At 70.4% G+C, this 11,786-nt stretch carries 9 protein-coding genes; 4 read left to right on the top strand and 5 right to left on the bottom strand.

Features of this window, described 5'->3' with window-relative positions; all coding sequences use genetic code 11:
- Positions 1–3 precede the first annotated feature (3 nt).
- The 4 genes from OG905_RS14005 to OG905_RS14020 all read right to left on the bottom strand — a co-directional run bounded on the left by OG905_RS14005 (position 4) and on the right by OG905_RS14020 (position 5,089).
- A complete protein-coding gene (locus OG905_RS14005; protein ID WP_328668301.1) occupies positions 4–810 on the bottom strand; it encodes a carbohydrate ABC transporter permease in 807 nt (268 codons plus the stop codon).
- Positions 810–1,802 (bottom strand): carbohydrate ABC transporter permease, encoded by a 993-nt coding sequence (locus tag OG905_RS14010; RefSeq protein WP_328668302.1) that lies wholly within the window; start codon positions 1,800–1,802, stop codon positions 810–812. The genes OG905_RS14005 and OG905_RS14010 overlap by 1 nt, the downstream gene beginning before the upstream one ends.
- Positions 1,799–3,061, bottom strand: a complete 1,263-nt coding sequence (locus OG905_RS14015) for an ABC transporter substrate-binding protein (protein ID WP_328668303.1) — start codon at positions 3,059–3,061, stop codon at positions 1,799–1,801. Before OG905_RS14015 ends, OG905_RS14010 begins: the two co-directional genes overlap by 4 nt.
- A 96-nt stretch (positions 3,062–3,157) precedes the next feature.
- Complete coding sequence (locus OG905_RS14020; RefSeq protein WP_328668304.1) at positions 3,158–5,089, bottom strand: hypothetical protein; 1,932 nt, start codon at positions 5,087–5,089, stop codon at positions 3,158–3,160.
- A gap of 209 nt (positions 5,090–5,298) precedes the next feature.
- On the opposite strand from OG905_RS14020, the gene OG905_RS14025 reads away from it, so the two are divergent.
- The 4 genes from OG905_RS14025 to OG905_RS14040 all read left to right on the top strand — a co-directional run bounded on the left by OG905_RS14025 (position 5,299) and on the right by OG905_RS14040 (position 10,181).
- Positions 5,299–5,574: a hypothetical protein gene (locus tag OG905_RS14025; protein WP_266487325.1), complete on the top strand. Its 276-nt coding sequence runs from the start codon at positions 5,299–5,301 to the stop codon at positions 5,572–5,574.
- A 35-nt stretch (positions 5,575–5,609) separates the two neighbouring features.
- Positions 5,610–8,036 (top strand): outer membrane protein assembly factor BamB family protein, encoded by a 2,427-nt coding sequence (locus OG905_RS14030; RefSeq protein ID WP_328668305.1) that lies wholly within the window; start codon positions 5,610–5,612, stop codon positions 8,034–8,036.
- 132 nt (positions 8,037–8,168) lie between these two features.
- Entirely contained in the window at positions 8,169–9,320 is a 1,152-nt protein-coding gene (locus OG905_RS14035) for a C40 family peptidase (RefSeq protein ID WP_328668306.1), read from the top strand.
- A 261-nt stretch (positions 9,321–9,581) separates the two neighbouring features.
- Complete coding sequence (locus tag OG905_RS14040; protein ID WP_328668307.1) at positions 9,582–10,181, top strand: hypothetical protein; 600 nt, start codon at positions 9,582–9,584, stop codon at positions 10,179–10,181.
- Between the two features lie 368 nt (positions 10,182–10,549).
- On the opposite strand, the gene OG905_RS14045 is transcribed toward OG905_RS14040, so the two are convergent.
- Positions 10,550–11,782, bottom strand: a complete 1,233-nt coding sequence (locus OG905_RS14045; protein ID WP_328668308.1) for a styrene monooxygenase/indole monooxygenase family protein — start codon at positions 11,780–11,782, stop codon at positions 10,550–10,552.
- Positions 11,783–11,786 lie beyond the last annotated feature (4 nt).

Here is an 11,786-nt window from a genome sequence, read left to right on the forward strand (position 1 = left end):
ACGTCAGGACTTGAGGCCGCTGGTGGCGATGGAGTCGGTCAGATAGCGCTGCAGCAGCCCGAAGACGAGCAGGCAGGGGACCACGGTGATGGTCGCCCCCGCCATGATCTGGTTGATCGCCACGTCCTCGCCCGCGAGCGTAGCGAGTCCGACGGTGAGCGTGCGCATCGACGAGGACTGGCCGATGACGAGCGGCCACAGGAAGTCGTTCCAGTGCCAGAGAAAGACGAAGACACCCAGCGTGGCGAGGATCGGCCGGATCAGCGGGATGACGATGGTGGTGTAGATACGCCACTCGGAGGCGCCGTCGATCTTCGCGGCCTCGAAGAGCTCGTCGGGCAGCTGGTACATGAACTGCCGCATCAGGAAGACGGCCTGGGAGTTGGCCAGGGTCGGCACGATCAGGCCCCAGTAGGTGTCAACACCGCCCATCTTCGAGACCAGGATGTAGTACGGGATGAGGGTCGCCTGGAAGGGCACCATCAAGGTCGCCAGGAACGCCCAGAAGAGCACCTCGCGCCCGGGAAACCGCTTCTTGGCGAAGGCGTATCCGGCCATCGACGAGAACAGCAGGATGAGCACGACCGAAACGAGCGAGTAGATCAGTGAGTTGAGCGCCCAGCGCGTGATGTCCGCGCTCGCCAGGACGTCGGAGAAGTTCTGCCAGGTCGCCCGGGTGATGTCGAAGGCCCCGGGCAACGTCTGGCCACCGGGCGGGGCGAAGGCGACCAGCACCATGACCGCGAAGGGTGTGACGGTCACGAAGGCGACGAGGATCAGCAGTACGGGCAGTCTCAGCCGGCCTCCCATCAGTCCACCTCTCTGCCGATGAGCCGGCGCTGGATGAGCGAGAAGACCAGGACGACGAGGAAGAGCATCAGGCCGACCGCGCTGGCGTAGCCGAAGTCGAAGTACTTAAAGCCGGAGTCGTAGAGGAAGTAGACGAGCGAATAGCTGGCCCTGACGGGTCCGCCGGCCGTCATCACGTACATCGCGTCGAAGACCTGGAAGGCCTGGATCGCCTCGATGACGAGGACGAAGAAGAGCACGGGCCGCAGCATCGGCAGGGTCACGAAGCGGAAGCGCTGCCAGGCGCTCGCGCCGTCGACGGTGGCGGCCTCGGTGACCTCGCGCGGGATGGACTGGAGTCCGGCGAGAAGGATCAGCATGGTGTAGCCGAAGCCCTTCCAGGCGGAGGTGGCCGCGATGGAGGGCAGCACGAGCGACTCGTCGCCGAGGAAGTCGACCGGGCCGAGGGAGAGCGCGCCGAGTGCGGCGTTCAGCAGCCCGTCGTCGACCTCGTAGATCCACTTCCAGATGACGGCGGCCAGCACGATGCTGGTGACGTACGGCAGGAAGAAGACGCCGCGGAAGAAGCCCCGCAGCCAGATGGTGCGATGCAGCAGGACGGCCGTGCCGAGGGCGAGCAGCACCGTCATGGGGACGTAGACGGCGGTGTAGAAGGCGGTGACGCCCAGGCTCTCCCAGAACAGGTCGTCGCCGAACAGCCGCGTGTAGTTCTCGGCCCCGATGAACTGCCATTCGCCGCTCAGCCGGTAGTCGGTGAGCGAGAGGAAGGCAGCGCCCAGGGTCGGTCCGAAGCGGAAGACGATGAACAGCACCAGCATCGGGGCGACGAACGCGAGGCCCACCAGGGCCTCGCGCCGCCGCCCCTGGCGCCGGCCCGGCCGGCGCGCGGCAGCCTCGGGCGTCGCCGTCTTGCGCGTGGCCGCCCCGTCCGGGACTGTCCCGTCCGGGTCTGTCTCGTCCGGGACCGCCTCGTCGGTGACTGCCTCGCTCAACGCTGTCGCGCCAGCAGGTCGTCGGCCACCTTGGCCGCGTCGTCCAGCGCGTCCTTGGGACTCTTCTTGCCCAGCAGCGCCGCCTGGATCTCCGGTGCGAGCAGGCCCATCAGCTGGCGTGCGGCGGGATTGGGCTCACCGGGAGAGACGTTGGACAGCGCGGCCTGGTACTGCTTCGCGTACGGCGAGGCGCTCGGCACGCTCACGTCCGTACGGGGTGAGAAGTAGCCGCTGGCCTTGCCCAGGGACTTGATCTGCTCCGGCGCTGTCATGAAGGCGAGGAACTTCTCCGCGCCCGCCGTGTTCTTGGACTTGGCGTTGACGCTGAGCGCCCCGGGGATGCCGAAGGCGACCTCCCGGGCGGGGCCCTTGAGCGGCGCGCCGATGACGACGTTCTCGGGGCCCCAGGTCTTGGCGGCCAGTTCCGCGTCGGCGAGGACGACGGAGAAGCCCATGGCGGCCTGCTGCTTGCCCAGTGCCTGGTCGGCGAGCAGGTTGGTGTTCGTCATCGACGACTTGGGGACCGAGCCCGCCTTGTAGAGGTCGGTGAGGAAGGTGAGCGCCTCGACGCCCTCGGGGCTGTTGAAGGCGACCTTCTTGCCGTCCTTGGCGAAGACGGTGCCGCCCGCCTGCCACAGCAGCGGATAGAAGTTGAGGTTCAGCGAGGCCTCGTTGCTGGCGGAGTAGTCGAGGAGGGCCACGCCCTTCTGCTTGAGCTTGGGGGCTGCGGCCTTGATCTCGTCCCAGGTGGCGGGCGGTGCGGTGATACCTGCCTGGGTCAGCAGCTTCTTGTTGTAGATGGTGGTCGTGATGGTCTGGTAGATCGGCGCACCGTAGATCTTGCCGTCCTGCTTCATCGCGCCCATCGTCGCGGGCAGGAACTTTCCGGCACTGTCCTTGAGCGCCCCGTCCACCGGCCTGATGGCGCCGTTGGCGGAGAACTGGGGAATCTGGTCCGGCGTCAGCAGGACTACGTCCGGGCCCTTTCCGCCGCCGAACGCGGTGGCGATCTTCTGGTCGCGGTTGTCCCACGGCTGCTGCTCGACGGTGAGCGAGGTGCCCGGTGCCGCCTTCTCGAAGGCCTTCTCGATGCCGTCCCAGTAGGCCGCACTGGCCTTCGGGTCGGCGATCACCGGATACATCCAGACGGTGACCTTCTTCGAGTCCGAGCCCGCGTCGCCGTCCCCGCATGCGGAGAGCGAGGCGGCGAGCATGAACAGTGCGAGAGGTGCGGTGGCGCGCTTGAAGCCTGTCTTCATGGGGGCCTCCGGAAGGCCTGATACGAAGGGAGCACGGAGCCCGGCTGTTTCGGCCTGGGCCGAAACTAGTCGCGGGGGATTTGACCTGTCAATGAGTCAGTAACGGGGAACCACCCGGAACAGCTCGGGTCCACGGTTCAAAGAGAAGCTGCCGTCACTGTGGACGCACAGCCGCCTGTGCACGAAGCCCACCACGAGCGCCGGTTCATCGTCCTCCGCGTAGGGATCGACCCGGTAGATCAATGCGTTGTCCACGCTCACGTACAGCCTTTCCCGGGAGATCACGATGGACCCCGCCGCGCTTCTGCTGCCCAACCTGTACTGGCGCACCACCTGTTGACTGCCGAGATCGACCGCGAAGAGCGTGTGACCGGCGAGGCCCCACAGCCTTCCGTCGGGGCCGATCGCCACGGCGCTGACCGACCGCTCCGTGGGGACGGGCTCCAACTCCCAGAGTTTTTCGCCCGCTTGCATGTCCCAGGCGAACACCGCGCCCGACTCCCGGGTGTACTCGGTGGTGCTGAGCCCGCCGGTGATCGAAGCCCCTCCGTAGACCACACCCTCGTGCGCGGTCAGACAGAACACGGACTGGTCCTCGACCACATGGCGGACGAACCGGTAGGTCCCGGCCGCCGGATCGTGGATCGCGAGCCCGCCGCCGAGCCGGTCGCCCTCGGGGACCGTGCCCACGACGATCTTCCCGTCGGCCTCCGCCAGGCATTTGGCACGCATCTGCAGATGCGGCGCGAGGTTGAGGACCGGCTCGGGGTTGACGGGTGTGCCGGGCGGGCCGCCCGGCGAGTATTCGGCGCTGTTCCAGGGCAGGTCGGGCCGGTAGCGGTAGAGCCTGGCCTCGGGATAGAGACCGAGCCATACGGAACCGTCGGAGGCGGGCAGGATGCACTCCGTCTGTCCGAAACGGTGGAATTCCGTTGCGCCGGTGGCGGTGTTCACCGAGGCCAGACCGCCGTTGAGGAAGCCGCCCGCATAGAGGGTCTCCCCTTCGCCCGCGCCGAGCGCGAGGATCTCGATCGGGCTCTTGGTGATCCCCATGTCCGTGATCGCGTACGCGCCGGTGGCCGGGTTGTAGCGGAACATCTCGCCGCGCGAGAGCGTGCCCACGACGCTGGGGCCCGGCCAGTCGTCGAGCAGCAGCTCGGCCCAGCCGAAGGAGCGGACGCATCGCATCTTGCCGGTGAAGGTGAGACCGGTGCTGCTGAGCTGCCGGGTGGCCGGGTCGTAGCGGTGCAGTTCGCCGTGCTGGACGAGATGGATGCCGCCGCCGGGGTCGGGCGGGGCGACCGTCAGGCCGTGTGCGCCGGGGATCTCGTCGGTCCAGGCACGTGCCTGGAGGTCGTAGAGGAAGAGCGGTCCCGGCAGGTCGGAGCCGATGCGGGCGTACAGCCGTCCGTCGTGGGCGTCCAGGTCGTAGACGGCCCTTCCTTCGGCGGAGTCCAGGCTCGGGGGCATCGGGAGTTCGGTGACGGACCCGGTCGCCGGGTCCAGTTCGGCGATGTGGGCGGCCGCGTACGAACCGGAGTAGACCTTGCCGCCGGCGCAGGCGATGCTCCGTACGTACGTCTGACCCGCGACGACCTGCCCGAAGTCGGTGTACTCCTTGGCCGCCGGGTCGAAGCGGAACACCCTTCCCCCGGGGAAGGTGCCGCCCCAGATCGCGCCGTCCTCGTCGCAGGCCAGCGACCAGACGAAGGACTCCCCGTCGAGCGGCTGCCCGAGATCCTCGGCCTCGTCGCCCGCGCCGGGCCGCCAGCGGTACAGATGCGCGTTGCTGTACGTCCCCGCGTAGACGCCGTCGGGCGCGGCGGTGAGGGCCCAGGCGCCGTCCGCGTCGGCGAGCGGCGCGCTGACCAGCTGTTCGCCGGTGGCCGGATCGACGGCGGTGAGACAGGCGGGCCTGCCCGTGGACACATTCCACAGGGCCGGTCTGCCGCCGGGTCCCGGTGCGACCGTGCCGCCCAGAAGCAGGACGTCGGCGAGCGGTACACCCAGCGGTTCGGGTTCACGCATCAGCGTCTCCCGGGCCGGCGCGGTCTCACAGGAGTAACACCTCCGGCCCACAGGGGGGTTTTGGCAGTAGCCGAAAGTGATACGCCACTGCTCCTGAGGCGTCAACGGTGCCTGCCGGGCGGGCCCCGCGCTGCACTCCAACGGGTGCATGCCACGCCGCGGCGCGCCCGGTGACGGCGGCGGACGGGCCCTGCGTGAGACTGGCCCGTGTGAGAAGCGAGAACACCCCCTTCGAGGGCGGGCCGCTGGACGGGCGCGTCCTGCCGGTCCTGGTCGGGCCGACCGGCCATCCCCCGAAGTGGTACAAGGTCCCTGTCCCGAACGACGACGGCACGCCGCCGACCGTGTACGCCTACCGGCGCGTCCCCTCCGGCTACACCAAGCGGCTCGGTCTGCAGCGCGGCTGGAAGTACGAGTACGCACCGGGGGGCGTTGAGCGGCGCACACTCAAGTGGCCCTGGTCGAAGCCGAACGGCGCGCCATAAGATCACTGGACTGTCCGTCAGGGGGGATGCTCGCCATGGAGCCGCTGCAGCAGGACGATCCGCGCCAGATCGGCCCGTACACCGCGCTGGCGCGCTTCGGGGAGTCGGCGGTCTGCGTCCGCTATCTCGCGTACGGGCCGGACGGCGCGGTCTCGGTCGTCTCCGTGGCCAGGCCCGAACTCGCCGCGCTTACGGCCTTCCGAAGCCGCTTCCGCTCGGAGACGCGCAGGACGGAACGGCTGGCCGGCGGCTGGGTGGCACCCATCGAGTCCCGTACGGACGGGGATCCGATGTGGACGGCCAGCCCCTACGTCCCGGCGCTGAGCCTGCGTGAGGCGATCGCCCTCGGCGGTCCGCTGCCGGAGCGAGCGCTGCGGACCCTGGGCGCGGGGCTCGCGGAAACGCTGTCGCGGGTGCACGCGGGCGGGGCGGTGCTGCACGGTCTCGCGCCCGACACCGTGCTGCTCGCGGCGGACGGGCCGCGGCTGACGGCCTTCGGCGCTCTGGGCGCGGCGGCCGTCGCCGAGGCGCATCCGGACGGGCAACTGACCGTCAGGCTCGGCTATCTGACCCCGGAACAGGCGGTGGGCGCGAAGCCCGGACCCGCCTCCGACATCTTCGTACTCGGTCTGCTGCTGGCGTACGCGGCGACGGGCACGACCCCGCTGGGCGACGCGGACCGGATCGCGCACGCCGAGCCGGAGCTGGACGGCGTGCCCTCTGAGCTGCGTCCGCTGGTGGCGAGCTGCCTGGCGAAGCTCCCGGAGGACCGCCCGTCGGCGGGCACGGTGGCGGCGGAACTGGCCCTGGAGGGCGCGGCGGCCCTGGCCCGCGACGGCTGGCTTCCGCCGGGCCTGGTCCAAGCGGTGGAGTCGCAGGCGGCGGAGGTCGAGTCCCTGCGGTCGGGGGGTGAGCCGGCGCAGGCGGGCCCTGGGCCCATGGATGCGGTCCCCCAGCAGCATGCGGGCGGGAGCCGGGGCACGGTGGGCGCACCCGAGGGCGGACGGCTCGTCACCGGCGGCGACACCCTCGTCGTCCGTGGGCGGGGGGCCGACCGGGCGACGGCTGCCCTCGGGGTGCCCAGCGCCCGGACCGCACCGGTCGCACCTGCGGTCGCACCTGCCCTGCCCGCCGTACCCCTGCCGGTGCCCGCACCCGCAGCCCCGCCACCGCCGGCCGCGCCCGATCGGCGTGCGCTGCTCGTCGGGATCGCCGCCGGGGTCGCCGGTGTCGCGCTCGGCGGCGGCGGTGTCTACGCCCTCACTGACGATGCGTCAGAGTCCGCCCCCAAACGGGCACCCACTCCCCTGCGCACCCGCATCGCCGGAGTGCCGCCCGAGCCCGTATGGCGTTACGAGCACCCCGGCAAGGAGGACGACGCGCCGCCGAACGCCACCGTGTGGGGCGACCGGGTCCTGGTCCTGACCGGCACCGACCAGGCCGTCGGCGTGGATGTGCGCTCCGGACGCCGGCTCTGGCAGATCGCGGAGGCCGCCTCGCCCGCCCGTGCCGTACCCGTGGACGCGGAGCTCTGCTTCGTCGACGGCGGTTCCGAGTTCCTCTGGATCTCCGTACGGGACGGCCGGATCAAGCACCGGGTCGCCAAGACCAACCTCCTGGGCCCCGGCGAGACCCTGACCGTCGGGACCGTCACGGGCTGGGACGGCAGCACGCTCTGGATGACCGGGCACATCAAGAAGGGTGCCGCGACCACCGCGCACTTCCTCGCGTACGACCTGGTCGCACGCACCTGGCAGTGGCGCACGCAGATCACCAGGGGGCAGCCGCCCGCGATCCCGCGGTACGACCTGATCGCCGTCCGCGCCGCCGACATCGTCGTACGGCAGGACGCGGCGTCGCTGACCCCCGTGCAGCGCAGGGCGTCCAAGGGCGCGTCCGTGCTGCTCACGTTCGACCGGAAGACGGGCAAGCAGCTGCAGACGCTCGCGCTCCCGGGCATCGCGCCCACCGCGACCCTGACCGGCGATGCGGCGGAGAAGGTCTTCGCCGCGTCGGCGGGCGAGCTGCACGCGTACTCCAGCAGCGGCGGCAAACGGCTGTGGCGGCTGGCCACGGCCGCCGACGCGCCCGGTGAGACCGGGGTCTTCCCCTTCGGGAAGGGGGTCCTGCGGGGCTCGACGCTCTATGTCGCCAACCGCCATCAGGAGGTGTGCGCCGTCGACACGGCGACGGGCCGGGCCCTGTGGCGGCGCTCCACCGAGGCGCCGGTCTGGAGCAGCGTCCCGGCGACCGCGCTCAGCACGAGCGGAGGCACGGTGCTCGCGGGCGACGGCGTGCAGCTCACCGCGTTCGCCGGGCGCGACGGCAAGCGGCTGTGGAAGTTCCAGGAGGCGGGTGCCGGCGACGTCCCGGGTGGCTCGCGCTATGTGCCGCTGCAGGGCGGCGGCCGGATGCTCGTCGTCCAGCGGGAGCGGACCTTCTACGCGCTGCCGGTGGACTGACACGCCGGAGGCGGGCCGCACTCCCTCTCGACGAGTGACCGCGTTGCGCTGAATCGACCACCCGCCGGGCGCTCCCGGTTGCGCGCTCGCACGATGGGGCGGACGGCCCAGCCCACAGCCGGAGGTGACGAGATGTCAGGCAGCGTGCTCCGATCCGTCTGTACCGCGGCGCTGGCAGCCGCGACCGCTCTCGCGGCGGTGCCCGCGGCGGCCGAACCCGCCGCCGATCCGACGGCGAACCTCACCCGGATGCTGACACAGCTTCAGACCCTGTACCGGCAGGCGGAGGCGGCCGGTGAGAGGTACAACGCGACGGAGGAGGAGCTCACCGAGCAGCGGGCCGGGACGGCGCGGCTCGGCCGCGAGCTCGCGAAGGCCCGCAATGCCCTCAGCGCGAGCCGGGGCGAGGCGGGACGGCTGGCACGGCTGCAGTACCAGGGCCAGTCCGAGCTCTCCTCGTATCTCCAGCTCCTCCTCGCCCGGAACCCTCGCCAGGCCCTCGACCAGGACCACCTCATCGAGCGCGCGGCCATTGAGCGGCTGGCGACAACCGCCAGGCTGGAGACGGGAGCACGGCGGGCCGCGGGACTTGAGGCCGCGTCCCGCGACGCCCTCGACAAGGAGCAGACCCTCGCGGCGCGGCAGAAGAAGGCGAACGAGGCCGCGACGGCGAAACTGAGGGCCGTCGAGGCGATGCTCGCCTCGCTCTCGCCGGAGCAGATCGCCGGGCTGACCGCGCTCGAGCAGTCCGGCACCGACAAGGCGCAGGAGGAGCTGATCGCCTCGGGCGCGCTCGCGGGCGACCGCACGCCCACCGAGGAGGGCGAGGAGGCACTGCGGTACGCGGTCGAGCAGATCGGCAAGCCGTATCTCTGGGGTACCGAGGGACCGGAGTCGTACGACTGCTCGGGACTGACCTCCCAGGCCTGGGCGACGGCGGGCCGCGAGATCCCGCGGACGAGCCAGGAGCAGTGGGAGGAGCTTCCCAAGGTCCCGCTGCGCTCACTGCGCCCCGGCGATCTGGTCGTCTACTTCCCCGAGGCCACCCATGTGGCGATCTATCTGGGCGGCGGCATGGTGGTCCACGCCCCGCGCCCCGGAGCCACCGTCAAGGTCTCCCCCGTCGCGGCGAATCCGCTGCTCGGTGCGGTACGCCCGGACCCGGACGGCAGCCCGCTGAGTTCGTACACCCCGCCGCGGCTCCCGGACGGAGCCACGGCGGGACCGGACACCGGCTACTCGCAGGCGGAGCCGCCGGACGCCGCGGAGACTTCAGCCAGGTAGGCGTTCGCCTTCTCCGGCTCGGAGAGGTTTTGTGTCAAGCCGCCTGCCCACGCCCGTCGCGGCGGCAGTCCCGACACTTTGCGCAGCCCTCTGGCAGAGACCCTGTCCCGGTCCACAGCAGTCGACCGCATCTGGCACAGTCGTGCTCCCGTGCGACGCTCGCGCCTGCCCTCAAGACACACCTCCGGCAGTGGCTAAGGTTCGGGAAGAGGCGGAGGAGGCGGAACCGCTGTCTCGGTCTCGGTCATCGTCACCGTCACCGTGGGCGTCGGTGGCACGACCGTCACCGTCACCGTCGGGACCGGCGTGGGTGTCGGCGTGGGCGTGGGCGTGGGCGTAGGCGTGGATGACGGCGTGGGCGTGGGCGTGGGCGTCGGCGTAGACGTCGGGACCGGCCTGGATGTCGGCGTAGACGTCGGGACCGGCCTGGATGTCGGCGTAGACGTCGGGACCTGCCTGGATGTCGGCGTAGACGTCGGGACCGGCCTGGATGTCGGCGTAGACGTCGGGACCGGCGTGGATGTCGGCTCAGAAGGACTGTCCACAGCTGCCAAAATGGCGCCGAACGCGGTAGAGGCCAGGAGGAGCAGCAGGAGGGCCGCCAGACCCACCACCCACTTCAGCATGCCGAGCTGCCCCCACCAGCCCCGCATCCCACGCGGCCTGCCGGGCTCGCCTGGATCATCCGACCTGGCCATACCGAGCACCCAGCTCAGTGGAACACGAAGCTCGTGCTCCCGCACCATGGAGCCAATGACCGAGCCGCTCCTCGTCGACCCCTACGCTGCGGAAGTGGAGACCGGCATCAAGCCCGGCACCATCCGCCAATGGCTCCGCCGCGGACACCTCAACCACATCTAGCCAGTAGTGGCGAGTGTTGATCGCCCGAGGGTGGTGCTGGTAGTCGATCGCTGGGGTGGCTACTCTCACCCCTCTACTGGGTAGTGGGGTGCACCCCACTAGCCGGTTTTGCGGGTTCCGGCGGATGGGGCGCTATCTGCTAACGCGCTGATCAGCGCTGCTTTTGGCTGCTATCAGGACTGCTGTCGACAGCAGCCCCTGGCCGCTATCGACAGCGTCCCGAGGCGGGCGACCAGTAAGGACCGCCCGCTAGCAGTGCCGCTAACGTTAGCGGCACTGCCGGACACCGGGGCCGGGCCGTCCGTGGGCCGTCCGAGGGCGGCCGAAGACGACCGACAACGACGGTTGGACCGCTGGTCAGAAGCCCGTCAGGCTCCGGCAACCGCCAAATACGCGGCTGTCTTCTCCGGCTCGTAGAAGAAGTTCTCGAAGTCGGCCGGGTCGTTGAAGCCGTTCGCGAACCGGTTGGCGACCGGCTGCAACTGACCGCCCGCGCCGATCAGGTTGAGTACGTGCTCCGGCGGGACGCCGAGCATCGCGTTCGTCCACTTGGTGACGTGCTGCGCCGTGTCCCAGTAGCGGTCGAACGTGGACTGCATCCACTCCTCGTCGAACGGCCCGTCGCCGTGTCCGGTGATCGAGGCGAGATACGAAGCGGCGCACTTGGACGCCGAGTTGGAGCCCTGTCCGGTGATCGGGTCGTTGGCGACGACGACGTCCGCGACACCCAGGACGAGGCCGCCGCCGGGGAGCCGGCCGATCGGCAGGCGGACGGTGGGGGCGTAGCGCCCGGCCAGGGTGGCGCCCGGGTCGGTCAGCTCGACCTTGGTGGCACGCGCGTACTCCCAGGGCGTGAACTTCTCCATCAGCTCAAGCGTCAGGGAAAGGTGCTCGGCGGGGTCCTTGACGTCCTGGAACACGTCGAGCGGGCCGCCCGGGATGCCTTCCCAGAAGAGGATGTCGGCGCGACCGGTGGTGGTGAGGGTCGGCATCACGAAGAGCTCGCCGACCCCGGGGACGAGGTTGCAGCGGACCGCGTCGTACTCGGGGTGTTCGGGGCGCGGGCCCAGGCCGTGGACGTAGGAGACGGCGAGCGCCCGCTGCGGGGTGTCGTACGGGGAGCGCGAGGCGTCCCGGCCGAACATCGAGACCAGTTCGCCCTTGCCCGCCGAGACCAGCACCAGGTCGTACGTACGGGAGAAGTAGTCCAGGTCCGAGACGGCGGCGCCGTGGATGACGAGCTGGCCGCCGCGCTGGGCGAAGGTATCCATCCAGCCGGCCATCTTCACGCGCTGGTCGACGGACTGGGCGTAGCCGTCGAGCTTGCCGACCCAGTCGACGGCGCGCGAGGCGTCGGGGGCGGCGACGGAGACACCGAGTCCCTCGATGCGCGGCGCCTGGGACTCCCAGAAGTTGATGCCGAGATCCCGCTCGTGCTGGAGCGCGGTGTCGAACATGCACTGCGTGGACATGACCCGGCCGGAGCGGATCTCGTCCGCCGTGCGGTTGGACATCACGGTGACGTCGTAGCCCTGGGACTGGAGGCCGAGCGCGAGCTGGAGACCGGACTGGCCGGCTCCGACGATGAGTATCTTCCGCATGGCG

The organism is Streptomyces sp. NBC_00322, assembly GCF_036147535.1.
Classification (GTDB): domain Bacteria; phylum Actinomycetota; class Actinomycetes; order Streptomycetales; family Streptomycetaceae; genus Streptomyces.